Genomic DNA, 26,422 nt, shown 5'->3' with positions numbered 1-26,422 from the left:
TTGTCGAGGTCACAGCGGTAAATGTCCGCATAGTGGGAACGTGTGTTGCGGTCTCGTGAACGCTCGATGGGAAGCCCGGCCGAGACGTCTTACCGCGGAGCCCGGCCGGCTGCCCTGCCGCGGAGCCCGGCCGGCTGTCGTACCGGGGACTTCGCCGGGGCCGCCGGCCGAGGGCGGGGATCGAAAGGCCGGCGGCCCGTTCCGCATCAGGAGCCATCACCCTGTGCGGGGCTGCTTTCAGTGGACTACGCCACGGCGCGCGCCGGGAGCGCGCGCGTGGCACCGGCGCGTGCGCTCGGTTCACACGGGGCGCGTATTCACCAACCGCGCGCGTGCCACTCCGGAAGATGCGGACGCTCGGCGCCCAGCGTCGTGTCGTTGCCGTGCCCCGGGTAGACCCAGGTCTCGTCCGGCAGCACGTCGAAGATCTTCGTCTCGACGTCGTGGATGAGACTGGCGAACGCCTTGGGGTCCTTGCGCGTGTTGCCCACGCCGCCAGGGAAGAGGCAGTCCCCCGTGAACACGTGGGGGTGCCCGTGCGGGTCGTCGTAGACGAGGGCGATCGAGCCCGGCGTGTGTCCCACGAGATGGCGCGCGGTGAGCTCCACGCGACCCACCCGGATCGTGTCTCCGTCGTTGACGAGCACGTCGGTCGGGACCGGGATGCCCTCGGCGTCGTCCCGGCCCGCGTAGGTGCGGGCACCCGTGGCCGCCACGACCTCCGCGAGTGCCTGCCAGTGGTCGCCGTGCCGATGGGTGGTGACGACGGACGCGATGCCGTCGTCACCGATCAGCGTGAGCAGGGTGCCGGCGTCGTTGGCCGCGTCGATCAGCAGTTGCTCGTCGGTGGCCCGGCAACGCAGCAGATAGGCGTTGTTGTCCATCGGGCCGACCGCGACCTTGGAGATCATCAGGTTCTGCAGCTCGTGCACATCGGCAGGTCCGCCGACCTTCACCGTTCCGCTGTAGGTCATGACGGCAGCCTATAGCGGGGGAAGCGCGGGGAGTGGCCCGCCGTCGGTGCTCAGCCCCGAGCCGTCGCGCCGGCCGCAGAGCCAGCCGAGCAGCGCCGGCGCGGGACCGGTCACGGTGACCTCGGGCCCGCCCTCGGCGTCGTGTCCCGTGCTCCACGCGCGCGTGCCGCAGGTGATCCTCGTGGACGGCACCTCGGGGTGCCCCGTGAAGCGGTCGGCGAGGAACTCGGTCTCCCGCTCCACGAACTCCTCCGGAAGGTCTTCGAGCTCGTAGCCGATCCCCAGATCCACGTGATGCAGCCCGACCTCGACCCAGCGCCGGAACGGCACCCGGGCCGCAGTGTCCATGACCCCGTTGCGCAGCTCAACCGTGCGCGACCAGTCCGCGGGTGCGGCCCCCGCCTCCTGGAACCGGACCGCGCTCTCCCGCACGTCCGCGAGCTGTACGTCGAGGCGGCGCGGCGCGTCCCGTTCGATGTCGGCGTCCCGGGCGTTCCCGGAGGCGTACATGGGGCGCCCGGCGAGGACGTTCACGAGCGCGTCCGCGTTACGGGCGAGGTGGGCCAATACATGGCCCCGGCTCCAGCCGGGCAGCCGTGACGGCTCGGCCACGGAAGCGTTGTCCATTTCGGCGGCTGCGTTGAGCAGTCGTTCGGTCGCGTCACGTACAGACGCCAGGTCGCGCACATGATCCATCATGCGGCCGACCCTAACCCCGCCACACGTACGGGTGAAGGTGGCCGACCACGTCCGCAAATCGAATGCACGTGCTATACCCTCGGGTGCGGCGTCGGGCATGCTGGATGGTCCGGGATTGTTGTGAACCAGGGAAAGCAACCGGCGCTGTCAGTGGCTCCCCCTAGTCTGGGAAAGACGGGGGCCTCGGCCCCTGTCACTTCTCTCAAGAAAGGTGCGGACCGGCGTGGTCGACCGTCTCATCGTCCGTGGAGCGCGCGAGCACAATCTGAAGAATGTCTCGCTCGACCTCCCGCGCGACTCGCTCATCGTCTTCACGGGCCTGTCGGGGTCGGGCAAGTCCTCGCTGGCCTTCGACACGATCTTCGCCGAGGGGCAGCGGCGCTACGTGGAGTCACTGTCCTCGTACGCCCGGCAGTTCCTCGGCCAGATGGACAAGCCGGACGTCGACTTCATCGAGGGCCTCTCCCCGGCGGTCTCCATCGACCAGAAGTCGACCTCGCGCAACCCGCGCTCGACGGTCGGCACCATCACCGAGGTCTACGACTATCTGCGTCTGCTCTTCGCGCGCATCGGCAAGCCGCACTGTCCCGAGTGCGGTCGTCCCATTACGCGTCAGTCGCCGCAGGCCATCGTCGACAAGGTTCTGGAGCTGCCGGAGGGGAGCCGCTTCCAGGTCCTGTCGCCGCTGGTGCGCGAGCGCAAGGGCGAGTTCGTCGACCTCTTCGCCGATCTGCAGACCAAGGGGTACAGCCGGGCCAGGGTCGACGGCGAGACGATCCAGCTCACCGAGCCGCCCACGCTGAAGAAGCAGGAGAAGCACACCATCGAGGTGGTCGTCGACCGCCTCACGGTGAAGGACTCCGCCAAGCGCCGCCTCACCGACTCCGTGGAGACCGCCCTCGGGCTCTCCGGCGGCATGGTCGTGCTCGACTTCGTCGACCTCCCCGAGGACGACCCCGAGCGCGAGCGCATGTACTCGGAGCACCTGTACTGCCCGTACGACGACCTGTCCTTCGAGGAGCTGGAGCCCCGCTCCTTCTCCTTCAACTCGCCCTTCGGCGCCTGCCCCGAGTGCACCGGTATCGGTACGCGCATGGAGGTCGACCCCGAGCTGATCGTCCCCGACGAGGACAAGTCCCTCGACGAGGGTGCCATTCACCCCTGGTCGCACGGGCACACCAAGGACTACTTCGGGCGGCTCGTCGGAGCCCTTGCCGACGCGTTGGGATTCCGGACCGACATCCCCTTCGCCGGTCTCCCGCAGCGCGCCAAGAAGGCCCTGCTCTACGGCCACAAGACGCAGATCGAGGTGCGCTACCGCAACCGGTACGGCCGCGAGCGCGTCTACACCACGCCCTTCGAAGGGGCCGTCCCGTTCGTCAAGCGGCGGCACAGCGAGGCCGAGAGCGACGCCAGCCGCGAGCGCTTCGAGGGCTATATGCGCGAGGTGCCCTGCCCCACCTGCGAGGGCACGCGTCTGAAGCCGCTCATCCTCGCCGTCACCGTCATGGAGAAGTCGATCGCCGAAGTCTCCGCGATGTCGATCAGCGACTGCGCGGAGTTCCTGGGCGAGCTGAAGCTCGACGCGCGCGACAAGAAGATCGCCGAGCGCGTCCTGAAGGAGGTCAACGAACGGCTGCGCTTCCTGGTCGACGTCGGTCTCGACTACCTGTCGCTGAACCGCGCGGCCGGCACCCTCTCCGGAGGCGAGGCCCAGCGCATCCGCCTGGCCACCCAGATCGGCTCCGGTCTCGTCGGCGTCCTGTACGTTCTCGACGAGCCCTCCATCGGCCTGCACCAGCGCGACAACCACCGGCTGATCGAGACCCTCGTCCGACTGCGCGACATGGGCAACACGCTCATCGTCGTGGAGCACGACGAGGACACCATCAAGGTCGCCGACTGGGTCGTCGACATCGGTCCCGGCGCGGGCGAGCACGGCGGCAAGGTCGTGCACAGCGGCCCCTTGAAGGAACTGCTCGCCAACGCCGAGTCGATGACCGGCCAGTATCTGTCGGGCAAGAGGGAGATCCCGCTCCCGGACCTCCGCCGACCGGCAGACCCGGGCCGCAGGCTCACGGTGCACGGCGCCCGGGAGAACAACCTCCAGGACATCGACGTGTCCTTCCCGTTGGGCGTGCTCACGGCGGTCACCGGTGTCTCGGGCTCCGGCAAGTCCACGCTCGTGAACGACATCCTGTACACACACCTGGCGCGCGAGCTCAACGGCGCCCGGAGCGTCCCCGGGCGGCACACGCGCGTGGAGGGCGACGACCTCGTCGACAAGGTCGTGCACGTCGACCAGTCGCCCATCGGCCGCACCCCCCGGTCGAACCCGGCGACGTACACCGGAGTCTTCGACCACGTGCGCAAGCTGTTCGCGGAGACGACCGAGGCGAAGGTGCGGGGCTATCTGCCCGGCCGCTTCTCCTTCAACGTCAAGGGCGGCCGCTGCGAGAACTGCTCCGGCGACGGCACCATCAAGATCGAGATGAACTTCCTGCCGGACGTGTACGTCCCCTGCGAGGTCTGCCACGGGGCGCGCTACAATCGGGAGACCCTGGAGGTCCACTACAAGGGCAAGTCCATCTCCGAGGTCCTCGACATGCCGATCGAGGAGGCCCTCGGCTTCTTCGAGGCCGTCCCCGCGATCGCCCGCCACCTGCGGACGCTCAACGACGTCGGTCTCGGCTACGTCCGGCTCGGCCAGTCCGCGCCGACGCTGTCCGGCGGTGAGGCCCAGCGCGTCAAGCTCGCGAGCGAGCTGCAGAAGCGCTCCACGGGCCGCACGGTGTATGTGCTGGACGAGCCGACCACGGGTCTGCACTTCGAGGACATCAGCAAGCTCATTACGGTGCTCTCCGGCCTGGTCGACAAGGGCAACACGGTCATCGTCATCGAGCACAACCTCGACGTCATCAAGACCGCCGACTGGGTCGTCGACATGGGCCCGGAGGGCGGCAACGGCGGTGGTCTCGTCGTCGCCGAGGGCACGCCCGAGCAGGTCGCCGGGGTTCCGGCCAGCCACACGGGCAAGTTCCTGCGCGAGGTCCTGGGCGCGGACCGGGTCAGCGACGCCGCCTCCGTGCCGGCCCCCCGCAGGACGGCGGACAAGAAGGCGGTTGCGGCCAAGTCGACGGCCAAGAAGACGACCACGAAGGCCGTCAACAACACGGCCACGAAGAAGGCCGCCGCGGCCACCAAGACGACGGCCACGAAGAAGGCGGCTCCCGCGAAGAAGACCACGCGGGCCCGCAAGGCCTGAGCCAACCAGCCGGTCAAGGCCTGACAAGTCGCAAGAAATACGGCGCCCCACGGGAACTCCCCGTGGGGCGCCGCACGTTGCACAGTCAGCCGCCCTGCTTCTGCCCCTGTGGCTCGACGAACTGCATGTCCAACTGCACCTTGACAACATCACCGAGGAGCCCGGTCCCGAAGTCCAGACCGAAGTCGCTGCGCCGGATCTCGCCCGTCGCCTCGAACCCTGCGTGCCGGCGACCGTCGACGGGGGAGTCCACCACCCCGCCGAACTCGACGGCGAAGGTGACCGGACGGGTCACGTCCCCGATGGCCAAGTCACCTTCCATCGACCAGTCCTCGCCGTCGCCGGACACCCGCGTCGCGCGGAAGGTCATCGTCGGACGCTTCTCCACATCGAGCAGTTCGGGCGAGCGCGTGTGCGCGTCGCGGTCGGGGTTCCCGGTGTCGACAGAGGCAAGAGCGATCTCGGCGCTCACCCTGACATCGTCGGCCGTCTCACCGACGTACAGTCCGGCCTTCACCTCACTGAAGCGGCCGCGTACCTTGGCGATCCCGAGGTGGCGAATGGTGAAGTTGACGGCCGAGTGGAGGGGATCGAGCTCCCAGTCACCGGGAGCGAGCGGCAGGGAAGCGGCATACGTGGTCGGGGAGTTGTCGTAAGTCATGGCTCCACCCTGCGCGGCCGTACGGCTCGGAGGGAGGCCGGGCCGAGAATGGTAGTGAGAGGGCCACGATCCGACGGCGCCCGCGTTGTACGTTCGATGCGTGAGCGACAACGAGTTCGGCACCTTCCTGCGCTCCCGCCGTGAAGCGATCACACCTGCCGAGGTGGGACTGCCCACCGGCCCGCGCCGTCGCACTCCGGGGCTGCGCCGATCCGAGCTTGCCACGCTCGCGGGTATCAGTGTCGAGTACCTCACCCGGCTTGAGCAGGGCCGCGACCGCAACCCGTCACCACAGGTCCTGGGCGTGCTCGCCGACGCGCTGCACCTGCCCGTGACGGAGCGGATCCTGCTGCGCCGGCTCGTCAAGGCAGCGGGTGCCGACGCAGTGTTCTGCCCCTCCGCGGTGGAGCCCACCCGCACCGTGCGCCCGACCCTGCAGGCGATGCTGGACCGGCTGGAGCCCACCCCCGCCGTGCTGATGAACTGGATCGGCGACATCCTCGCCTGCACCACCGGCTATCGACGGTTCGCAGGACCGCTGGGTGTGCTCGACGGCAAGCAGCCCAACATGTGCCGCTATGTGTTCACCGACGAGCGGGCGCGAGCCGCCTACACCGACTGGGAGAGGGCGGCCGACGAACAGGTCGCCCACCTGAGGAACGAGGCCTTGCCCCACGACCCGTACGTCACCGCCCTGGCAGACGAGTTGACGGTCACCGCGGGTGCCCGCTTCACGGACCGGCTCGCGGCGGTGCCCGCCATCCCCCGACGCACCGGGATCGAGCACATCGCCCACCCCGTGGCCGGCCCGCTGCGCCTGGCGTACGAGATGCTCACCCTGCCGGACGACGGCTACCGCATGGTCGTACATGTTCCCGCCGACGACGTGACGGCGAGTGCGCTGGACCGGCTCAACGGGCGGCAGCCCGGGGCGCTGCGGGCCGTCAGAGGGTGATCCAACTGATCCCGGGGCCAAGCCGGTCCAACGAGGTCCAACGAGGTCCAACGGCCTCAGGGGGCGCCGAGTTCATCGGCGTACGGGGGTTCCGCGCCCGCTCGTGAGCAGGTGATGGCCGCCGCGCGGGCCGCGAACCGCAGCAGCTCGCTCCAGCCGTCGGCACCCAGCTCGGCCAGCGCCGCCGGGGACAGCGCGTCCCGCACGGCCAGGCCGTGCAGCAGGGCCGCGTTCACCGTGTCACCGGCGCCGATGGTGTCCACGACCTCGACCCGCTCCCCGGGGACGGAGTGGACGGAGCCGTCCTGGGTGAACACCGTCAGACCGTCGCCGCCCTGGGTGATCACGACGGCCGCGGGACCGGACGCCAGCCACTCGCGTGGCGTGCCGCCCAGCCACAGCGCGTCCTCCTCCGAGAGCTTGAGGAGGGACACCGACGGCAGCCAGCTCTTGAAGCGGGCCCGATAGGCGTCCGCGTCAGGGATGAGACCGGCCCGGATGTTCGGGTCGAGCGCGGTGAACACGCCACGTGCGGCGGCGGTCCGCATCAGCTCCTCGTAGGCGCTCGCGCCCGGCTCCAGGACGAGCGAGCAGGTGCCGAAGGACATCGCCCTTGTCGCGTCCGGGAGTCGGTCAGGCGTGGCGAACAGACGATCCGCCGTGCCCTCGACGTAGAAGGAGTACGCGGCCGAGCCGTTCGCGTCGAGGGAGGCGACCGCGAGGGTCGTCGGCTCCGTACCGCGCTGCACGGAGGACACATCGACGCCCGCGTCGCGCAGCCCGCCCAGGAGCGCCTCGCCGAAGGCGTCGTACGAGACCCGGGAGTAGAAGGCGGTGGGGGAGCCGAGGCGGCCCAGCGCCACGGCCGTGTTGTAGGGGCCGCCGCCGCGGGCGGGCCGCAGGTTCACGAGCGCGCCCGCGCCCTGCGGTACCAGGTCGATCAGGGCCTCACCGGCGACGACGATCACGACAGGGATCCTTTCGCGGGGCTCTCGGGACGCCGAGTGCTCTTGGGGGGCTCGGCACAGCCGCACGACGTGCGGTGGACGAAGGCGCAGGGGAGCCGCAGGGTGCGGGCGGGGTGGTCCGGCGCGGCAAGCCGTTCCAGGAGCAGCCGGACGGCCTGCGCCCCGATTTCCCTGCTGGGCTGCGAGATCGCGGTCAGCCGGGGCGCGAACAGGTCCGCCCAGGCGAAGTCGTCGAAGCAGCACAGCGCGAGGTCGTCCGGGACCGACAGACCGCGCTCACGCAGAGCGCGCAGGGTACCGATGGTCATCGCGTTGTTTCCGGTGACCAGCGCGGTCGGGGGTGCCGCGAGGGAGAGCAGCGCGTCGGTGGCGCGCTCGGCGGCAGCCGCCTCGGAGTCGCCGTGTGCCACGAGCCGCTCGTCGTAGGGGAGCCCGGCACCCGCGAGGCCGCGACGGTAGCCGGAGATACGTTCTGTCGTGGTGCTGAGCCCGGGCAGGCCCGCGACGAGTCCGATGCGCTTGTGGCCCCGTTCGGCGAGATGCGTGACCAGCTGGGCCATGGGTTCGGCGTTCTCGGTGCAGACCTGGTCGAAGCGGAAGGGGTGGTCGGCCGGGGCCTCGACCAGGCGGTCCAGGAACACGGTCGGCACGCCGTGCTGCCCCAGGTAGCGCAGGAGCGTGTCGGGAACCGCCGAGGGAGCGACGATCAGGCCGTCGACGCGGCGCTCGTGCAGCAGTTGGACGACCTTGCGCTCGTGCCGTGGGTCGTCGTGGGGATCGGCGAGGAGCAGTCCGTAGCCGTGCTCCAGAGCGCCGGCCTCGACGCCCTGGAGGATTTCCGTGAAGTACGGGTTGCTGATCGCCGACACCGCGAGCCCGATGGACCGGGTGCGCGCGGTCACCAGCGAACGGGCCAGGGTGTTGGGCGTGTAGCCGAGCGCGTCGATGGCGTCCAGCACGGCCTGGCGGGTATGGGGCAGCACGGGACGCGTGTCGTTGAGCACGTGGGAGACGGTCGCCACGGACACCCCCGCGTGCGTTGCCACGTCGACCATCGTTGCCATCGCGTCGCCCCTCCCGGTCGTCCCTCCCGGCCGTCCCTTTCAGGCCGTGGTCGGCTGTCCTCGGGCGGGAAAGTATCGCATTCGACGGTGGACGTAAACGCTTGCGCAAACGTTTACGTCCTGTCACCGTCACCTGCTCCGCGGCCGCTCGGCACCCGCTCAAGACGGAATGATCCGTACCGGTATCGTCGACATGCGCCACTCAGCCCCGACCCGTGGAGACACCATGCCTGCCCGCCGTACCGTCCTGCGAGGAGCGGCGCTCACGCCGGTCGCCGGGATCGTCCTCACCGCGTGCTCCGGCGGCAGCGGCGGCGGGACTCCGGCGAGGCCGACCGCGCCCGTCGAGCTGGGTGCGGAGAGCGAGGTCGCCAAGGGGGCCGCCAAGCTGTACCGGGACGAGAACGTCGTGGTCAGCCGGGCCGAGGACGGTTCCCTCAAGGCGTTCAGCACGATCTGCACGCACGCCGGGTGCGCCATCAACAAGCTTCAGGGCACGACGCTGATCTGCCCGTGCCACGGCAGCGAATTCGACGCGGCGACGGGCAAGGTGCTGCAGGCGCCGGCCACCGTGCCGCTGAAGGAGCTGTCCGTGGAGGCGAAGGGCGGGAAGATCGTCGCGGGTCCGTGACCGGACGGGGTCACTCCCAGTCCCAGCCGATCCCCACGATCCCCGACCGCACCCGCGGCTCGACGAGATGCACCGAGTGATGGCGCCCGCTCAGCCTCAGCTCCTGGCGGCCGCTGCGCGGGGCCGCCGCAGAGTGCTGGGTGAACCGGTGGCAGCGCACGGGCAGCGCCTCCTGGGCGAACCGCACCTGGAGGGCGTACTGCCCGCCCGCGAAGCCGAACCCGCGCACGTACTCGCTGGACGCTCCGGCCGTGCCGTCCTCGAAGCCGTAGCGGAAGAGGAACGTATCGCCTGCACGCAGCCGCGTGTCGAAGAGCAGTTCGGCCACCAGCACCCCGGTGTCGTGGTGCCAACGCACCCGTCCCGTGCGGCAGTTCTCCAGGGCGTGGACCGCCGCACGCGCCGGGGCGCATCCCGGGTCGCCGTGGTGGATGGCCACGAAGCGGTCCACACCGTTCTTGTGAGCGCGCACGATGTGGTGGGACTCGCGCGCCAGCAGCTCACGGTGTGCCCCGATCCGGACCCGCTCGTGGTGACAGAGTGTGTGCAGTCCGCCGTCGAGCGGTGCGTCCAGCTCGGCCAGGAGCTGTTCCAGGACACCGGAGGCTTCCACGAGGGAGCGGTAGGAGCGGCCCCCGGGGCGCTGCGGGTCGGAGCGTTCGTCGGCCTTGGCGAGGAGCCGGATCAGTGACTCGTCCGGGAGCTGGAGTATCTCCTCGAGGGCGCGTACGGCCCGCAGTGACTCGGGGCGCTGCGGGCGCCGCGCGCCCTGCTGCCAGTAACTCAGGCTCGTCACCCCGACCTTGACCCCGTACCGCGACAGATGGTGCTGGACGCGCTGCAGCGGCAGGCCGCGTGCGGCGATCGCGGCGCGCAGCGCGACATGGAAGGGACCGCCCGCCAGGGCCGCCTCCAGTTCCGCCGTGGCGACGTCAGCGTGCTGTGTGCCGTGCCGCATGGAGGGGCCTTTCTGTGAATGTTCACAACGGCTGGTCAGACCGTCGGTTGTGGGTCCCCGGGGCGCCCGGTCGGCGCGCGGGGCTTGTTCACACGCGCCTGTCGCCGTCCACGACCCCGAGTTCCCCCGCATTGAAGCGTGTTGACCAAGTCCCGACAACACCTGATGCGGAACCTGCTCAACCTGTCGTACCGCCTCCCCGCCCTCGCCTCGGCCGTCCCGAACCGCGTCACCGAGCGTCACCGCTCCTGAGATGAACAGCCGGCGCCGGGCCGGGGACGAAGAGGAGGGCCGGGCGGGCCGGGAGGCCGTCGCGGTGTCAGCCCTCGCCAGTAGGGTGGTGACATGGCCGACCCCTCCAGCTACCGCCCCAAGCCGGGACAGATCCCGGACTCTCCCGGGGTGTACAAATTCCGCGACGAGCACCGCCGGGTGATCTACGTCGGAAAGGCGAAAAGCCTGCGCCAGCGCCTGGCGAGCTACTTCCAGGATCTGGCGAACCTGCACCCCCGCACCCGCACCATGGTCACCACGGCCGCGTCCGTGGAATGGACGGTGGTGTCCACGGAGGTCGAGGCGCTGCAGCTGGAGTACTCCTGGATCAAGGAGTACGACCCCCGGTTCAACGTCAAGTACCGCGACGACAAGAGCTATCCGTACCTAGCGGTGACGATGAACGAGGAGTTCCCGCGCGTGCAGGTGATGCGCGGCCAGAAGCGCAAGGGCGTGCGCTATTTCGGTCCGTACGGGCACGCATGGGCGATCCGCGACACCGTGGACCTGCTGCTGCGCGTCTTCCCGGTCCGCACCTGCTCGGCCGGCGTGTTCAAGAATGCCGCCCGCACCGGCCGCCCCTGCCTCCTCGGCTACATCGGCAAGTGCTCCGCTCCTTGCGTCGGGCGGGTCTCCGCGGAGGAACACCGTGAGCTGGCCGAGGAGTTCTGCGACTTCATGGCCGGCCGTACGGGGACGTACATCCGCCGTCTGGAGAAGCAGATGACGGACGCGGCCGAGGAGATGGAGTACGAGCGGGCGGCCCGTCTGCGCGACGACATCGAGGCCCTGAAGAAGGCCATGGAGAAGAACGCGGTCGTGCTCGCCGACGCGACCGACGCAGACCTGATGGCCGTCGCCGAGGACGAGCTGGAAGCCGCCGTGCAGATCTTCCACGTGCGCGGCGGCCGGGTGCGCGGCCAGCGCGGCTGGGTCACCGACAAGGTGGAGGCCGTCACCACCGGTGACCTCGTCGAGCACGCGCTCCAGCAGCTCTACGGGGAGGAGACGGGCGACTCCGTCCCCAAGGAGGTGCTCGTCCCGGCGCTGCCCGACCCCGTGGAGCCCGTCCAGGAGTGGCTGACCGAGCGCCGCGGGGCGAATGTCTCCCTCCGTATTCCGCAGCGCGGCGACAAGAAGGCACTCATGGAGACCGTGGAGCGCAACGCGCTCCAGGCGCTCGCCCTGCACAAGACCAAGCGCGCCTCCGACCTGACCACTCGCTCGCGCGCCCTGGAGGAGATCGCCGGGGCCCTCGACCTGGACAGCGCCCCGCTCCGGATCGAGTGCTACGACATCTCGCATCTCCAAGGGGATGACGTGGTCGCTTCCATGGTCGTCTTCGAGGATGGGCTGCAGCGCAAGAGCGAGTACCGGCGCTTCCAGATCAAGGGCTTCGAGGGCCAGGACGACGTCCGCTCCATGCACGAGGTGATCACCCGCCGCTTCAAGCGCTACCTCGCCGAGAAGGAGCGGACGGGCGAGTGGACGGACGGCGAGAGCGCCGTCGCCGATGGTGAGAAGGCCGATGGTGAGAAATCCGTCACCAACGGCGAGAAAGCCGTCACCAACGGCGAGAAAGCCGTCACCAATGATGAGAAAGCCGTCACCAATGGTGAGAGCGCCTTCGCCGAGAACGCCTTTACCGAGGACGACGGCCGCCCCAAGCGCTTCGCGTACCCCCCGCAGCTCGTCGTCGTCGACGGCGGCCAGCCGCAGGTCGCGGCCGCCAAGAAGGCCCTCGACGAGCTCGGCATCGACGACATCGCCGTCTGCGGCCTCGCCAAGCGCCTGGAGGAGGTCTGGCTCCCGGACGAGGACGACCCGGTGGTCCTGCCCCGCAGCAGCGAGGGGCTGTACCTGCTCCAGCGCGTCCGTGACGAGGCCCACCGGTTCGCCATCACCTACCAGCGCACCAAGCGGGCCAAGCGCTTCAAGGCGAGCCCGCTGGACGAGGTGCCGGGCCTCGGCGAGACCCGCAAGCAGGCGCTGATCAAGCATTTCGGCTCCGTGAAGAGGCTGCGATCCGCGACGATCGACCAGATCTGTGAGGTTCCCGGCATAGGCCGCAAGACGGCCGAGGCGATCGCCGTGGCCCTCGCCCAGGCGGTTCCGGCCGCGCCCGCCGTGAACACGGCGACTGGAGAGATCATGGAAGACGAGGAAGACGGGGCGCCCGATACGACGGCGGGCTCCCCGGAGGAGCCCGTGTCCGCGGGCGCCTCGTACGAGCGACGGGGGCAGGAGACATGAGCGAGAACGAACGACAAGAGCAACAAGAGCACCAAGAGAACGCACCGCAGACCGCCGACGGAACGCAGGGAAGTACGACGATGGAGACGGTCGCAGTACCCGACGCCGCCATCCCCGAGCTGGTGATCATCTCCGGGATGTCCGGAGCGGGCCGGTCCACGGCCGCCAAGTGTCTGGAGGACCTCGGCTGGTTCGTCGTCGACAACCTGCCGCCCGCGCTGATCCCCACCATGGTGGAGCTCGGCGCCCGCTCCCAGGGCAACGTGGCGCGGATCGCGGTCGTCGTCGACGTACGCGGCCGCCGCTTCTTCGACAACCTCCGCGAGTCCCTCGCCGACCTGGAGTCGAAGAACGTCACCCGGCGGATCGTCTTCCTGGAGTCCTCCGACGAGGCCCTGGTGCGCCGCTTCGAGTCCGTGCGCCGCCCGCACCCCCTCCAGGGCGACGGCCGCATCGTCGACGGCATCGACGCCGAGCGCGAGCTGCTGCGCGAGCTGCGCGGCGACGCCGACCTCGTCATCGACACCTCCAGCCTCAACGTGCACGAGCTGCGCGCCAAGATGGACGCCCAGTTCGCGGGCGAGGAGGAGCCCGAGCTGCGGGCCACCGTCATGTCCTTCGGCTTCAAGTACGGCCTGCCGGTCGACGCCGACCTGGTCGTGGACATGCGCTTCCTGCCCAACCCGCACTGGGTTCCGGAGCTGCGCCCCTACACCGGCCTCAACGAGGAGGTCGCGGCCTATGTCTTCAACCAGCCCGGCGCCAAGGAGTTCCTCGACCGTTATGCCGAGCTGCTCCAGCTCATCGCCGCCGGCTACCGGCGCGAGGGCAAGCGCTATGTGACCATCGCCGTCGGCTGCACCGGCGGCAAGCACCGCTCGGTCGCCACCTCCGAGAAGCTCGCCGCCCGTCTTGCCTCCCAGGGCGTGGAGACCGTGGTTGTCCACCGGGACATGGGGCGAGAGTGACCGGACGTGCCGCACTGCGGCTGAGCAGGCTGCGCCGGGTCGCCTCCGAGGGACGTGGCGACAGGCCCGCCGAGGCGCGCGGCGGGAAGCCGCGCCGCCGCGGTGCCCAGCCCAAGGTCGTCGCCCTCGGCGGCGGCATGGGACTGTCCGCCTCGCTCGCCGCGCTGCGCCGGATCACCGGCGACCTCACCGCCGTCGTCACCGTGGCCGACGACGGAGGCTCCAGCGGGCGGCTGCGCGACGAGCTGGGCGTGCTGCCGCCCGGCGACCTGCGCAAGGCCCTGGCCGCGCTGTGCGGCGACGACGACTGGGGTCAGACCTGGGCCCGCGTCATCCAGCACCGTTTCCAGTCCCACGGGGATCTGCACGAGCACGCGGTCGGCAATCTGCTGATCGTGGCCCTGTGGGAACAGCTCGGCGACCATGTCCAGGCTCTGGACCTGGTCGGCAAGCTCCTTGGCGCGCACGGCCGCGTGCTGCCCATGTCCGCCGTACCCCTGGAGCTCCAGGCCCTGGTCAAGGGGCACGACCCGGAGCGGCCCGAGGACGTGGACACCGTACGGGGGCAGGCGACCGTGGCGCTCACGCCCGGCGACGTGCAGTCCGTGCACGTCGTGCCGGCCGACCCGCCCGCCGTCCCCGAGGCCGTGGCGGCGGTCCTCGACGCGGACTGGGTGGTGCTCGGCCCCGGCTCCTGGTTCTCCTCGGTGATTCCGCATCTTCTGGTGCCCGAGCTCCTCGATGCCCTCACCCAGACGAAGGCGCGCCGGGTACTCTCCCTGAACCTCGCCCCGCAGCCCGGAGAAACCGAGGGCTTCTCCCCGCAGCGTCATTTGGAGGTTTTGGGACGACACGCCCCTAAACTCGCCCTGGACGTGGTGCTGGCCGACGAGGCCGCCGTGCCCGACCGCGACTCACTCACCGAAGCCGCCGAGCGGTTCGGTGCCGCGGTCGAGCTGGCGCCGGTGGCCCGGACCGACGGATCTCCGCGGCACGACCCGGAGCTGTTGGCTGCCGCGTACGACCGTATTTTTCGGATGCATGGAAGGATCGGCCCATGGCGATGACGGCAGCGGTGAAGGACGAGATCTCCCGGCTCCCCGTCACCCGGACCTGCTGCAGAAAGGCGGAGGTCTCCGCCATTCTGCGGTTCGCCGGCGGCCTTCACCTGGTGAGCGGCCGGATCGTGATCGAGGCGGAGCTGGACACCGCGATGGCGGCGCGCCGCCTGAAGCGGGACATCCTGGAGATCTTCGGCCACAGCTCCGAACTGATCGTGATGGCGCCCGGCGGTCTGCGCCGCGGCTCCCGCTATGTCGTACGCGTCGTCGCGGGCGGCGACCAGCTGGCCCGCCAGACGGGGCTCGTGGACGGCCGTGGGCGCCCGATCCGGGGCCTGCCGCCGCAGGTGGTCTCGGGGGCCACCTGCGACGCCGAGGCGGCCTGGCGCGGGGCCTTTCTGGCGCACGGCTCGCTCACCGAGCCGGGCCGCTCCTCCTCCCTGGAGGTGACCTGCCCGGGCCCGGAGGCCGCGCTCGCACTCGTCGGCGCTGCCCGCCGCCTGTCGATCGCCGCGAAGGCACGCGAGGTGCGCGGCGTGGACCGGGTGGTCGTACGGGACGGGGACGCGATCGGCGCGCTGCTGACCCGCCTGGGCGCCCATGAGTCGGTGCTGGCCTGGGAGGAGCGGCGGATGCGCCGCGAGGTCCGCGCCACGGCGAACCGGCTCGCCAACTTCGACGACGCCAACCTGCGCCGCTCGGCCCGTGCCGCCGTCGCCGCCGGGGCCCGCGTACAGCGCGCCCTGGAGATCCTCGCCGACGAGGTGCCGGAACACCTCGCGGCAGCCGGACGGCTGCGCATGGAGCACAAGCAGGCCTCTCTGGAGGAATTGGGCGCGCTCGCCGATCCGCCGCTGACCAAGGACGCCGTCGCCGGCCGTATCCGCCGGCTACTGGCGATGGCCGACAAGCGGGCCCAGGATCTGGGCATCCCCGGGACGGAGTCGAACCTCACCGAGGAGATGGCGGACAACCTCGTGGGCTGACCAGTCCGATGGATCACCAGAAGCTCAACGCGCCGGTGCCGATGCCCACTTGGGACATCGGCACCGGCGTTGGCGTTCCTGTGAGGCACCCTTGACTTGACCATGAAGTGTCATGAGCCTGGCATCTGTTCGCTGCTGTGGCGGACTAACGCAAGGGGGGCTCATGAGACGAAGAGCGAGAGCGATTCTCGCTGCGGGCGCGCTCCTGCTGGGCGGTGCGGGCATGGCGCCCATCGCCCAGGCGCAGAGCGGCGGTTCGCCCAAGCCCGATGCGAACGCCGTGAAGGTGTTCCACGCGGAGGTCACGAAGCAGCAGATACCCCTGCTCCTCGCGGCCGGGCAGGACGGCGACGAACTCGGCGACACGACCTGGAAGAACGGCAAGAGCACGGTCGAGGTCTACGTCACCGACCAGCAGGCCCAGAAGCTGGAGAAGCAGGGCGTCGAGCTCACCGAGCACACCCTCTCCGCGAAGGCCGAGGACCGGGTCGCGGACGCGGCCCAGGGCGTGTTCCGCCCGTACAGCGGCAAGGGCAATCTCCAGGAGGAGATCGTCAAGACGGGCGCGGCCCACCCAGACCTCACCAAGGTCGTCTCCATCGGCAAGACCGTCAACGGCCAGGACATCCTCGCGCTCAAACTGACCAAGGGCGCGAAGAAGACCAAGGACGGCTCCAAGCCCTCTGTCCTGTACTTGTCCAACCAGCACGCACGCGAGTGGATCACGCCCGAGATGACGCGGCGTCTGATGCACTACTACTTGGACAACTACTCCACCGACAAGCGCATCAAGAAGATCGTCGACTCGACCGAGCTGTGGTTCGTCCTGTCGGCCAATCCCGACGGCTACGACTACACGTTCAAGGACTCGGACGCCCGCCAGTGGCGCAAGAACCTGCGGGACGTGAACGGCGACGGGGTCATCTCCACCGGTGACGGCGTCGACCTCAACCGCAACTTCGCCTACAAATGGGGCTACGACGACGAGGGTTCGTCCCCCAACCCCACCAGTGAGACCTACCGCGGCGCGAGCCCCAGCTCCGAGCCCGAGACCAAGGCGCTCGACGCCTTCGAGAAGCGGATCGGCTTCACATACGGCATCAACTACCACTCCGCCGCCGAACTGCTCCTCTACGGAGTGGGCTGGCAGGTGGCGACACCGACCCCGGACGACGTGCTCTACAAGGCGCTCGCCGGCACCCCCGAGAACTCGGCGATCCCGGGCTATCACCCGCAGGTCTCCTCGGAGCTCTACACGACCAACGGCGAGGCGGACGGCCACGCGGGCAACGTCAACGGCATGGCGATGTTCACCCCCGAGATGTCGACCTGCCAGACCGCGTCGGCCATCGACCCGAACGACGCCTGGAACGCGGCCGACTGCGCCTCGGTCTTCACCTTCCCGGACGACGAGAAGCTGATCGAGCAGGAGTTCGAGAAGAACATCCCGTTCGCGCTCTCCGTCGCCGAGACCGCCGCCCACCCCGACCGGCCGTCGTCCTCGGTCGGCCTCGATGCGCCCGACTTCACCCCGGCCCCCTTCACGACGTCGTACTCCCGCGGCGCCGACCAGGAGGTCTCCGTCGTCGTCCGCAAGTCCGTACGCGACAAGGAACTCAAGTACCGCGTCAACGGCGGCCGTACGCTGGACATGGCGCTCAAGGCATGGAAGGGCGGCGAGACCTACGGCGGCAAGGACAACCTCTACTTCGACGAGTACCGCGCCAAGGTGAAGGACGGCGACCCGGGTGACAAGGTCGAGGTCTGGTTCACCGGCGAGACGAAGAGCGGGAAGCCCACCTCCAGCACGCACTTCACGTACACCGTGGCCCAGCGACCCAGCGCCGACACGCTGGTCGTCGCCGAGGAGGGCGCGACCGCCACGCAGTCCCAGGCGTACGTCGACGCCCTGAAGGCGGGCGGCAAGAAGCCCCTCGTCTGGGACGTGGCGACCCTGGGCGCGCCGGACGCGCTCGGCGTGCTCGACCACTTCAAGACGGTCGTCCACTACACGGGCGCCGTACGGCCCGGCAACGCCACCCAGCTCCAACTGCGCGCCTTCCTCAACGAGGGAGGCAAGCTGATCGAGGCGGGCGAGCTGGCCGGCGGCAGCGTCGACCTCGGCGGCGGCACCTTCTCGAACGACTTCAGCCAGTACTACCTGGGTGCCTACTCCCGTACGTCCACTCCGGGGGCGACCGGCTTCACCGGCTCCGGGAAGCTCACCGGCTTCACGGGGGCGCTCGGCGACGCGCCCGGGAATCCGCTGAACGCCGCGGGTACCTACAGCGTCACCTCGGACTCGCTGGCCGCCGCGCAGTACCCGCAGTTCTCGTCGAGCACGGGAGCGGGCCAGTTCGCCGGGACCGTCAACCCCTACGGGCCCTACGCGGGCTCGTACATGGCCGCCGCGGTGCACACCGACGACGCCTATAAGCGCCTCACCCGCACCATCGACCTCACCGGTGTCAGTGCGGCCGACAAGCCGACACTGCGCACCCAGCTCCTGTGGGACACCGAGCCCGGCTACGACCACGCCGTCCTCGAAGCACACACCACCGGGGCCGACGACTGGACCACGCTTCCCGAGGCGGGCGGGGCCACCAGCACCACGGTTCCCTCCGAGTGCGAGGCCGGATTCCTGGTCAGGGAGCACCCCTTCCTCAAGCGGTACCTGACCGTGAGCTCCGCCGGCTGCGCCAACACCGGTACCAGCGGTGCGTGGAACAGCTTCACCGGCGCCTCCAGCGGCTGGCAGCAGGTCAACTTCGACCTCAGCGCGTACGCCGGCAAGTCGGTCGAGGTGTCGCTGAGCTACATCACCGACCCGGGCACCGGCGGCCACGGAGTCCTCACGGACAACGCCTCCCTCGTCGTCGGCGGGGCGGCCACCGAGACCGAGGGATTCGAGACTTCCCTCGGGCCCTGGAGCGCCTCCGGGCCGCCCCCGGGCAGCCCCGCCGTCCTCAAGGACTGGGCGCGCTACGGAGAGCTGTTCAAGACGTATGGAGGGGTCACCACGGACGACACCGTGCTGCTGGGCTTCGGCCTGGAGCACGTCACCGCGGCGGCCGACCGTGCGGCCCTGATGAAGAAGGCGCTCACGGCGCTGAAGGACTAACGCTATGTGACGGTCTCGTCAACATCGAAGGCGTTCCGTACCCCTACTGGTGGGTACGGAACGCCCTGCCGTGTATGGGGCATCTCGATGTCACCGCAGGCGCCTCAGGGAGGTAGGGTCGTAGGCGGTCGGGGACATCCCATACAACTCGCCGGCACTGAGCCGGCGTACCAACGAGGAGATCGGTTCGTGACGATCCGCGTAGGCATCAACGGCTTTGGCCGCATCGGTCGTAACTACTTCCGCGCGCTGCTGGAGCAGGGTGCTGACATCGAGATCGTGGCTGTCAACGACCTGGGTGACACCGCGACCACCGCTCACCTGCTGAAGTACGACACCATCCTGGGCCGCCTCAAGGCCGAGGTGTCGCACACCGCCGACACGATCACCGTCGACGGCCACACCATCAAGGTGCTCTCCGAGCGCAACCCCGCCGACATCCCGTGGGGCGAGCTGGGCGTCGACATCGTCATCGAGTCGACCGGCATCTTCACCAAGAAGGCCGACGCCGAGAAGCACATCGCAGGTGGCGCCAAGAAGGTCCTGATCTCGGCTCCGGCCAAGGACGAGGACATCACCATCGTGATGGGCGTCAACCAGGACAAGTACGAGCCGGCGAACCACCACGTCATCTCCAACGCCTCCTGCACCACCAACTGTGTGGCGCCGATGGCCAAGGTGCTCGACGAGAACTTCGGCATCGTCAAGGGCCTGATGACGACGGTCCACGCGTACACCAACGACCAGCGCATCCTGGACTTCCCGCACTCGGACCTGCGCCGCGCCCGCGCCGCCGCCGAGAACATCATCCCGACCACGACCGGTGCCGCCAAGGCCACCGCGCTGGTCCTCCCGCAGCTCAAGGGCAAGCTGGACGGCATCGCCATGCGCGTCCCGGTCCCGACCGGTTCGGCCACCGACCTGGTCGTGACGCTGCAGCGCGAGGTCACCAAGGACGAGGTCAACGCCGCGTTCAAGAAGGCCTCCGAGGACGGCGACCTCAAGGGCTACCTGTCCTACACCGAGGACCAGATCGTCTCCTCGGACATCGTCAGCGACCCGGCCTCCTGCACCTTCGACTCCTCCCTGACCATGGTCCAGGAGGGCAACTCGGTGAAGATCCTCGGCTGGTACGACAACGAGTGGGGCTACTCCAACCGCCTCGTCGACCTCACGGTCTTCGTCGGCGGCCAGCTCTAAGTCCCGGAGCAGGCACCTCGATGTGAGCACAGGGCTCGGGCAGCGCAAGGCCGCGCTGTCCGAGCCCTGTGCTACGTACTGACGGATCAGCCCTTCCGGATCTGAAGAGCCCTCCTAGGAGTCCCCTTATGAAGACGATCGACGAACTTCTCGCCGAAGGCGTGGACGGCAAGCGGGTCTTCGTCCGCGCCGACCTGAACGTGCCGCTGGCCGACGGCCTCATCACCGACGACGGCCGCATCCGCGCCGTCCTGCCCACCATCAAGGCCCTCGCCGAAGCGGGCGCCAAGGTGGTCGTCGCCTCGCACCTGGGCCGCCCCAAGGGCGCTCCGGACCCCGCCTTCTCCCTGCTGCAGCCCGCCGAGCGCCTCGGTGAACTGCTCGGCGCCCCCGTCGCGTTCGCCCAGGACACCGTGGGCCCCGCCGCCCACGACGCCGTGAACGGCCTGCAGCCCGGCCAGGTCGCGGTCATCGAGAACCTGCGCTTCAACGCCGGTGAGACGTCCAAGGACGACACCGAGCGCGGCGAGTTCGCCGACCGGCTCGCCGCCCTGGCCGACGTCTACGTAGGCGACGGTTTCGGCGCCGTGCACCGCAAGCACGCCTCCGTGTACGACCTCCCGGCGCGCCTTCCGCACTACGCGGGCTATCTGATCGCCACCGAGGTCGGCGTCCTGAAGAAGCTCACCGAGGACGTCAAGCGTCCCTACGTGGTCGCGCTCGGCGGCGCCAAGGTCTCCGACAAGCTCGCCGTCATCGACCAGCTGCTCGGCAAGGCCGACCGTCTGCTCATCGGCGGCGGCATGGCGTACACCTTCCTCAAGGCCAAGGGCTACGAGGTCGGCATCTCCCTCCTCCAGGAGGACCAGGTACCGGCCGTCAAGGAGTACATCGAGCGCGCGGAGAAGAGCGGCGTCGAGCTGGTCCTCCCCGTCGACGTCCTCGTCGCCCCGGAGTTCCCGGACCTGAAGACCAAGGCCCCGGCCAACCCCACCACCGTCGCCGCGGACGCCATCCCGGCCGACCAGGAGGGCCTGGACATCGGTCCGGAGACCCGCAAGCTGTACGCCTCGAAGCTCGCCGACGCGGCCACCGTCTTCTGGAACGGCCCCATGGGCGTTTTCGAGCACCCCGACTACGCCGAGGGCACCAAGGCGGTCGCCCAGGCCCTTCTCGACTCCCCGGCCTTCACGGTCGTCGGCGGTGGCGACTCCGCCGCGGCCGTCCGCATCCTGGGCTTCGACGAGACGGCATTCGGCCACATCTCGACCGGTGGCGGCGCCTCCCTCGAATACCTCGAGGGCAAGACGCTCCCCGGCCTCGCCGCACTGGAGGACTGACCCCGCATGACCACTCGTACGCCGCTGATGGCGGGCAACTGGAAGATGAACCTCAACCACCTCGAGGCCATCGCGCACGTCCAGAAGCTCGCCTTCGCCCTGGCCGACAAGGACTACGAGGCCTGTGAGGTGGCCGTCCTGCCGCCCTTCACCGACCTGCGCTCAGTGCAGACCCTGGTCGACGGCGACAAGCTCAAGATCAAGTACGGCGCGCAGGACGTCTCGGCGCAGGACTCCGGCGCCTACACCGGCGAGATCTCCGGCCCGATGCTGTCCAAGCTGAAGTGCACGTACGTGGCGATCGGCCACTCCGAGCGTCGGCAGTACCACAACGAGACCGACGACATCGTCAACGCCAAGGTCAAGGCCGCCTTCAAGCACGGCCTGACCCCGATCCTGTGTGTCGGCGAGGAGCTCGACGTCCGCGAGGCGGGCAACCACGTCACGCACACGCTCTCCCAGGTCGACGGGGGCCTCAAGGACATCCCCGCCGAGCAGGCCGAGTCGATCGTGATCGCGTACGAGCCGGTCTGGGCCATCGGAACCGGCAAGGTCTGCGGCTCCGACGACGCCCAGGAAGTCTGCGCGGCGATCCGCGGGCGCCTGGCCGAGCTGTACTCCCAGGAGCTGGCCGACAAGGTCCGCATCCAGTACGGCGGCTCCGTGAAGTCCGGCAACGTCGCCGAGATCATGGCGAAGCCCGACATCGACGGCGCCCTGGTCGGCGGCGCCTCCCTGGACGCCGACGAGTTCGTCAAGATCGTCCGCTTCCGCGACCAGTGAGTAGGCGGTAGCGGCGATCCGTCGTACCCTTGCGGGGGTCGTGGCCTTCAAAGTGGGCGTGAGGTGCTCACCCAGTAGGCTTCGGCCCCCGTCGTCCATTCAGTTCCGAGGAAGTTGGTCCAGCCGTGGTTTTGGGGTTCTCGATCGCCCTGATCGTCTTCAGCCTGCTGCTGATGCTGCTGGTGCTGATGCACAAGGGGAAGGGCGGCGGCCTCTCCGACATGTTCGGTGGCGGCATGCAGTCGTCCGTCGGTGGCTCCTCGGTCGCCGAGCGCAACCTCGACCGCATCACCGTGGTGATCGGTCTGCTCTGGTTCGCGTGCATCGTCGTGCTCGGCATCCTGATGAAGGTCAACAACTGATCACCGACCGACATCGGTACGGCAGCACAACTGCACATTCCGCAAGCACATTCCGCACGTAAGGCCCCATGTCCGGTACGCGCCCGCAGGCGCGGCCTATCATGGGGCTTGCGTCTAGGGGCGGGGGTGTAACTCCAATCACTGGACGCGCGTTGGGCCTTACGTAGACTGAGGCGCTCGCAGCGAAGCGTCACGCCGACTCGCTTCGCGGCACCATCACGCAGGGAGTTACGACCGTGGCAAGTGGCAACGCGATCCGAGGAAGCCGGGTCGGGGCGGGGCCGATGGGCGAGGCCGAGCGCGGCGAGTCCGCGCCGCGGCTGCGCATCTCCTTCTGGTGCTCCAACGGGCACGAGACGGTGCCCAGCTTCGCCAGCGACGCGCAGGTTCCCGAGACCTGGGACTGCCCGCGCTGCGGCTTTCCCGCCGGACAGGACCGGGACAACCCGCCGGACCCGCCGCGCACCGAGCCGTACAAGACGCACCTCGCGTACGTACGGGAGCGGCGCAGCGACGCGGACGGCGAGGCGATCCTCGCCGAGGCGCTCGCCAAACTGCGGGGCGAAATCTAGGAGTTGACAACCGGCCGGGCACCGAGGGTGCCTGGCCGGACGTGTTTCGCAGGCCGGGGTGCGCAGTGGCGCGCCGCCGGGACGCACGGCCGCGCCGGCCGGGCTCCGGGGGCGTCCGCGGCGCCGCCGCCAGGTCGATTGTCAGTGGTGCCCTCTACGGTTCTCGAAGTGGCGGAATCAGAGGGGGCGTTGTGACGACGGTCGAGGCGGCGGGGGTGCGCGCACCCGCGTGGCGCGGGGGATTCGGGCGGCTGTGGGGCGCGGCGGTGGTGTCGCGGTTCGGGGACGCGCTGCGCACCGCCGCGCTGCCGCTGCTCGCCGTGCGGCTCACCCACGATCCGCTCGTCATCGCGTCCGTCACGGCCTGCGGCTACCTGCCCTGGCTCCTCTTCGGGCTGCTCGGCGGCGCGGTCGCGGACCGGGTGGACCAGCGGCGGGCGATGTGGGCCGTGGACACCGTGCGAGGCGCGCTGGTGGCCTGCTTCGCCCTCGCCGTCGGGCTCGGACACGCCTCGATCGGCCTGCTGATCGCGCTCACCTTCGCCCTGACCACCCTCCAGACACTGTTCGACAACGCGTCCACGGCCCTCTTGCCGTCCCTGGTGGACAAAGAGGCCCTGGGCAGTGCCAACGCCCGGCTGATGACCGGACAGCAGCTCGCCGGCGGCTTCCTGGCGGGCCCTTTCGTGCCGCTGCTGCTCGCCGCGGGGGCCGCCATGCCGTTCGCGGCCGACGCGGCCACCTATCTGCTGGCCGCCGCGCTCGTGGCCTCCCTGCGGATCCGGGTGCCCGAGCGGGACCCCCGGCCGGCCGGGAGGACCCTGCGGGCCGAGGTCGCCGAGGGCCTGCGCGCCCTGTGGAGCGACGGGGTCCTGCGCGCGATCTGCACGGCCACGCTGCTGTGCAACGTCGGCATGGGCGCCCTGATCGCCACCCTGGTACTGCACGTGACCGGCTGGCTGCACGCGGGGAGCGCGGGTTTCGCGGCCGCGATGACGGCGTATTCGGCGGGGAGCCTGGCCGGAGGAGTGCTGGCCCAGCGGATCGCGCGCCGATTCGGGCGGGTACGCGCCCTGCTGCTGGGCGGAAGCGTCCAGACCGCGTCGCTGGTACTCATGGGCACTGTCCGTCATCTGGTCGCCCTCCTCGTCGGCATGGCGCTGCTCGGGGCCCTGGGGATGGTGTGGAACGTCAACCAGGTCACGCTGATGCAGCAGCGCAGCCCCCAGGACATGGTCGGCCGTATCAGCTCCGCCTTCCGCACCGCCTCGATCTCCGGGGCCCCGCTCGGTGCCCTGCTGGGCGGCGCCGTGGCGAGCGCGTACGGGCTGAACGGGCCCGCGCTGTTCGCCGCCGTGCTCTTCGCCCTCGCCGTCACCTCGCTGATACCCGCGCATCTGCCGGACGTATCTGTTGTTGAGCCGGACGACGGCGCTACGACAGCTCACGTCAGGCCCTGATCAATTAGGTTGGGACCGGCAGTGGGGCGAGGTAGACAGCAGCACACGCAGGAAAGAAGGCGGAAGCCAGAGATGAACGCAGACAGCCGTGCCAGGCTCAACCGGACGCCCGAGTGGACCGCTCTGGCCAAGCACCGTGAGGAGCTCGAGGGGACCCATCTGCGGGACCTGTTCGCAACCGACCCCGGGCGCGGATCCGGGTACACCCTCCAGGTCGGCGATCTGCACGTCGACTACTCCAAGCACCTGGTCACCGACGCGACGCTGCGGCTGCTGCGCGAGCTGGCCGCGTCGACGGACGTCTTCGGCCTGCGGGACGCCATGTTCCGTGGCGAGAAGATCAACGTCACCGAGGACCGGGCCGTGCTGCACACCGCGCTGCGCGCCCCGCGCGACGCGGTGATCGAGGTCGACGGCGAGAACGTCGTCCCCGGCGTGCACGCCGTCCTCGACAGGATGGCGGACTTCTCCGAGCGCGTCCGTTCGGGCGAGTGGACCGGCCACACCGGCAAGCGCATCAAGAACGTCGTGAACATCGGCATCGGCGGCTCCGACCTCGGCCCGGCGATGGCGTACGAGGTGCTGCGCTCCTTCACGGACCGCGACCTCACGGTCCGCTTCGTGTCGAACGTGGACGGCGCCGATCTGCACGAGGCCGTCCGCGACCTCGACCCGGCCGAGACGCTGTTCATCATCGCCTCGAAGACGTTCACCACCATCGAGACGATCACCAACGCGACCTCGGCGCGCGACTGGCTGCAGACCGAGCTGAAGGCCGGTCAGGAAGCCGTCGCCAAACACTTCGTGGCGCTGTCGACCAATGCCGGGAAGGTGTCGGACTTCGGCATCGACACGGCCAACATGTTCGGGTTCTGGGACTGGGTCGGCGGACGCTACTCCTTCGACTCGGCGATCGGCCTGTCCCTGATGATCGCGATCGGCCCGGACCGGTTCCGGGAGCTGCTCGACGGGTTCAGGATCGTCGACGAGCACTTCCGCACCGCTCCCGCCGAGGCCAATGTGCCGCTGCTGCTCGGCCTGCTGGGCATCTGGTACGGCAACTTCTTCGACGCCCAGTCGCACGCCGTACTGCCGTACTCGCACTACCTGTCCAAGTTCACCGCGTACCTGCAGCAGCTGGACATGGAGTCCAACGGCAAGTCCGTGGACCGCGACGGCGACCCGGTGGAGTGGCAGACCGGTCCGGTGGTGTGGGGCACGCCCGGCACCAACGGGCAGCACGCCTACTACCAGCTCATCCACCAGGGCACGAAGCTGATCCCGGCGGACTTCATCGGCTTCGCCGAGCCGGTCGCCGATCTGCTGCCGGGGCTGGTCGCCCAGCACGACCTGCTGATGGCGAACTTCTTCGCGCAGACCCAGGCCCTGGCCTTCGGCAAGACGCCGGACGAGGTGCGCGCCGAAGGGGTGCCCGAGGAGCTGGTGCCGCACAAGACGTTCAAGGGCAACCACCCGACGACGACGATCCTCGCGCGCGAGCTGACTCCGTCGGTGCTCGGCCAGCTCATCGCCCTGTACGAGCACAAGGTGTTCGTCCAGGGCGCCGTATGGAACATCGACTCCTTCGACCAGTGGGGAGTCGAGCTCGGCAAGGTGCTCGCCAAGCGTGTCGAGCCCGCGCTGACCGAGGGCGCGGAGGTGCCGGGCCTTGACGAGTCGACGAAGGCGCTGGTCGCCAAGTACCGGGAGCTGCGCGGCCGCTAGCCGCCGGTAGCCTGGGTAGAGGGCCCGTGAGTGCGGGAAGCGGGCGGCGGGAGTCCGCCCGCTTCCCGTGGACTCCCGGGCGATCATGAAGGTGATGGCTCGGGGGAGCGGAAGGTGCCTGGTTCGCGGGGGAGTTGGACGGG

The 26,422-nt window shown here is 69.6% G+C and carries 21 protein-coding genes; 15 read left to right on the top strand and 6 right to left on the bottom strand.

The window, feature by feature from the left end; translation table 11 throughout:
- Positions 1–317 precede the first annotated feature (317 nt).
- On the bottom strand, positions 318–974 hold the full coding sequence (locus OG747_RS10570) for an MBL fold metallo-hydrolase (protein WP_405879037.1): 657 nt from the start codon (positions 972–974) through the stop codon (positions 318–320).
- A 9-nt stretch (positions 975–983) separates the two neighbouring features.
- Positions 984–1,673 carry a maleylpyruvate isomerase family mycothiol-dependent enzyme gene (locus OG747_RS10565; protein WP_405879036.1) on the bottom strand — a complete coding sequence of 230 codons (690 nt, stop codon included), beginning with the start codon at positions 1,671–1,673 and terminating at the stop codon, positions 984–986.
- 223 nt (positions 1,674–1,896) lie between these two features.
- On the opposite strand from OG747_RS10565, the gene uvrA reads away from it, so the two are divergent.
- Positions 1,897–4,938 carry an excinuclease ABC subunit UvrA gene (gene uvrA / locus OG747_RS10560; RefSeq protein ID WP_405879035.1) on the top strand — a complete coding sequence of 1,014 codons (3,042 nt, stop codon included), beginning with the start codon at positions 1,897–1,899 and terminating at the stop codon, positions 4,936–4,938.
- 85 nt (positions 4,939–5,023) lie between these two features.
- On the opposite strand, the gene OG747_RS10555 is transcribed toward uvrA, so the two are convergent.
- The gene (locus OG747_RS10555) at positions 5,024–5,599 is read right to left on the bottom strand and encodes a YceI family protein (RefSeq protein ID WP_405879034.1); all 576 of its coding nucleotides are present in this window, start codon (positions 5,597–5,599) and stop codon (positions 5,024–5,026) included.
- 100 nt (positions 5,600–5,699) lie between these two features.
- On the opposite strand from OG747_RS10555, the gene OG747_RS10550 reads away from it, so the two are divergent.
- Entirely contained in the window at positions 5,700–6,554 is an 855-nt protein-coding gene (locus OG747_RS10550) for a helix-turn-helix domain-containing protein (RefSeq protein ID WP_405879032.1), read from the top strand.
- A 56-nt stretch (positions 6,555–6,610) separates the two neighbouring features.
- Here OG747_RS10550 and OG747_RS10545 read toward each other — a convergent pair whose 3' ends face one another.
- Together OG747_RS10545 and OG747_RS10540 are read right to left on the bottom strand one after the other, a co-directional pair.
- Positions 6,611–7,522: a carbohydrate kinase gene (locus tag OG747_RS10545; protein WP_405879031.1), complete on the bottom strand. Its 912-nt coding sequence runs from the start codon at positions 7,520–7,522 to the stop codon at positions 6,611–6,613.
- On the bottom strand, positions 7,519–8,586 hold the full coding sequence (locus OG747_RS10540) for a LacI family DNA-binding transcriptional regulator (protein WP_405879030.1): 1,068 nt from the start codon (positions 8,584–8,586) through the stop codon (positions 7,519–7,521). Before OG747_RS10540 ends, OG747_RS10545 begins: the two co-directional genes overlap by 4 nt.
- 226 nt (positions 8,587–8,812) lie before the next feature.
- Between OG747_RS10540 and OG747_RS10535 the strand changes: the two genes are divergently transcribed.
- Positions 8,813–9,217, top strand: a complete 405-nt coding sequence (locus OG747_RS10535; protein ID WP_405879029.1) for a Rieske (2Fe-2S) protein — start codon at positions 8,813–8,815, stop codon at positions 9,215–9,217.
- Between the two features lie 10 nt (positions 9,218–9,227).
- Here the strand turns inward: OG747_RS10535 and OG747_RS10530 are convergent, their stop codons facing one another.
- Positions 9,228–10,175 carry a hypothetical protein gene (locus OG747_RS10530; RefSeq protein WP_405879028.1) on the bottom strand — a complete coding sequence of 316 codons (948 nt, stop codon included), beginning with the start codon at positions 10,173–10,175 and terminating at the stop codon, positions 9,228–9,230.
- Between the two features lie 345 nt (positions 10,176–10,520).
- Here OG747_RS10530 and uvrC point away from each other — a divergent pair, with 345 nt between their 5' ends.
- From uvrC to pgi, 12 genes are all read left to right on the top strand, one after another.
- On the top strand, positions 10,521–12,701 hold the full coding sequence (gene uvrC, locus OG747_RS10525; RefSeq protein ID WP_405879027.1) for an excinuclease ABC subunit UvrC: 2,181 nt from the start codon (positions 10,521–10,523) through the stop codon (positions 12,699–12,701).
- Positions 12,698–13,669: an RNase adapter RapZ gene (rapZ, locus tag OG747_RS10520; RefSeq protein ID WP_405879026.1), complete on the top strand. Its 972-nt coding sequence runs from the start codon at positions 12,698–12,700 to the stop codon at positions 13,667–13,669. Before uvrC ends, rapZ begins: the two co-directional genes overlap by 4 nt.
- On the top strand, positions 13,666–14,736 hold the full coding sequence (yvcK, locus tag OG747_RS10515) for a uridine diphosphate-N-acetylglucosamine-binding protein YvcK (protein ID WP_405879025.1): 1,071 nt from the start codon (positions 13,666–13,668) through the stop codon (positions 14,734–14,736). Before rapZ ends, yvcK begins: the two co-directional genes overlap by 4 nt.
- Complete coding sequence (gene whiA / locus OG747_RS10510) at positions 14,727–15,716, top strand: DNA-binding protein WhiA (RefSeq protein ID WP_345655399.1); 990 nt, start codon at positions 14,727–14,729, stop codon at positions 15,714–15,716. Before yvcK ends, whiA begins: the two co-directional genes overlap by 10 nt.
- Positions 15,717–15,879: 163 nt before the next feature.
- Entirely contained in the window at positions 15,880–18,837 is a 2,958-nt protein-coding gene (locus tag OG747_RS10505) for a M14 family zinc carboxypeptidase (RefSeq protein ID WP_405879024.1), read from the top strand.
- A gap of 189 nt (positions 18,838–19,026) precedes the next feature.
- Positions 19,027–20,037 carry a type I glyceraldehyde-3-phosphate dehydrogenase gene (gene gap / locus OG747_RS10500; RefSeq protein WP_405879023.1) on the top strand — a complete coding sequence of 337 codons (1,011 nt, stop codon included), beginning with the start codon at positions 19,027–19,029 and terminating at the stop codon, positions 20,035–20,037.
- Between the two features lie 128 nt (positions 20,038–20,165).
- Complete coding sequence (locus OG747_RS10495; protein ID WP_405879022.1) at positions 20,166–21,377, top strand: phosphoglycerate kinase; 1,212 nt, start codon at positions 20,166–20,168, stop codon at positions 21,375–21,377.
- A gap of 6 nt (positions 21,378–21,383) precedes the next feature.
- Positions 21,384–22,160, top strand: a complete 777-nt coding sequence (gene tpiA / locus OG747_RS10490) for a triose-phosphate isomerase (RefSeq protein WP_405879021.1) — start codon at positions 21,384–21,386, stop codon at positions 22,158–22,160.
- A gap of 125 nt (positions 22,161–22,285) precedes the next feature.
- Positions 22,286–22,522: a preprotein translocase subunit SecG gene (gene secG, locus OG747_RS10485; RefSeq protein WP_094052663.1), complete on the top strand. Its 237-nt coding sequence runs from the start codon at positions 22,286–22,288 to the stop codon at positions 22,520–22,522.
- Between the two features lie 236 nt (positions 22,523–22,758).
- Entirely contained in the window at positions 22,759–23,094 is a 336-nt protein-coding gene (locus OG747_RS10480) for an RNA polymerase-binding protein RbpA (protein ID WP_078615979.1), read from the top strand.
- 191 nt (positions 23,095–23,285) lie between these two features.
- On the top strand, positions 23,286–24,554 hold the full coding sequence (locus tag OG747_RS10475) for an MFS transporter (protein WP_405879020.1): 1,269 nt from the start codon (positions 23,286–23,288) through the stop codon (positions 24,552–24,554).
- Between the two features lie 72 nt (positions 24,555–24,626).
- Entirely contained in the window at positions 24,627–26,279 is a 1,653-nt protein-coding gene (pgi, locus tag OG747_RS10470) for a glucose-6-phosphate isomerase (RefSeq protein WP_405879019.1), read from the top strand.
- The last annotated feature ends 143 nt before the right edge of the window (positions 26,280–26,422 follow it).

The organism is Streptomyces sp. NBC_01384 (assembly GCF_045040035.1).
GTDB lineage: Bacteria > Actinomycetota > Actinomycetes > Streptomycetales > Streptomycetaceae > Streptomyces.
Note: the sequence above shows the minus strand (reverse complement) of the source record. Positions and strands in the feature narration are given on the sequence as shown.

What these genes read in the sequence shown, in the direction of transcription:
- OG747_RS10570 (WP_405879037.1), bottom strand. Translation starts at nt 974, where the DNA reads ATGACCTACAGCGGAACGGTGAAGGTCGGCGGACCTGCCGATGTGCAC.
- OG747_RS10565 (WP_405879036.1), bottom strand. Translation starts at nt 1,673, where the DNA reads ATGATGGATCATGTGCGCGACCTGGCGTCTGTACGTGACGCGACCGAA.
- OG747_RS10555 (WP_405879034.1), bottom strand. Translation starts at nt 5,599, where the DNA reads ATGACTTACGACAACTCCCCGACCACGTATGCCGCTTCCCTGCCGCTC.
- OG747_RS10540 (WP_405879030.1), bottom strand. Translation starts at nt 8,586, where the DNA reads ATGGCAACGATGGTCGACGTGGCAACGCACGCGGGGGTGTCCGTGGCG.
- OG747_RS10535 (WP_405879029.1), top strand. Translation starts at nt 8,813, where the DNA reads ATGCCTGCCCGCCGTACCGTCCTGCGAGGAGCGGCGCTCACGCCGGTC.
- OG747_RS10530 (WP_405879028.1), bottom strand. Translation starts at nt 10,175, where the DNA reads ATGCGGCACGGCACACAGCACGCTGACGTCGCCACGGCGGAACTGGAG.
- uvrC (WP_405879027.1), top strand. Translation starts at nt 10,521, where the DNA reads ATGGCCGACCCCTCCAGCTACCGCCCCAAGCCGGGACAGATCCCGGAC.
- rapZ (WP_405879026.1), top strand. Translation starts at nt 12,698, where the DNA reads ATGAGCGAGAACGAACGACAAGAGCAACAAGAGCACCAAGAGAACGCA.
- whiA (WP_345655399.1), top strand. Translation starts at nt 14,727, where the DNA reads ATGGCGATGACGGCAGCGGTGAAGGACGAGATCTCCCGGCTCCCCGTC.
- OG747_RS10505 (WP_405879024.1), top strand. Translation starts at nt 15,880, where the DNA reads ATGAGACGAAGAGCGAGAGCGATTCTCGCTGCGGGCGCGCTCCTGCTG.
- OG747_RS10495 (WP_405879022.1), top strand. Translation starts at nt 20,166, where the DNA reads ATGAAGACGATCGACGAACTTCTCGCCGAAGGCGTGGACGGCAAGCGG.
- tpiA (WP_405879021.1), top strand. Translation starts at nt 21,384, where the DNA reads ATGACCACTCGTACGCCGCTGATGGCGGGCAACTGGAAGATGAACCTC.
- pgi (WP_405879019.1), top strand. Translation starts at nt 24,627, where the DNA reads ATGAACGCAGACAGCCGTGCCAGGCTCAACCGGACGCCCGAGTGGACC.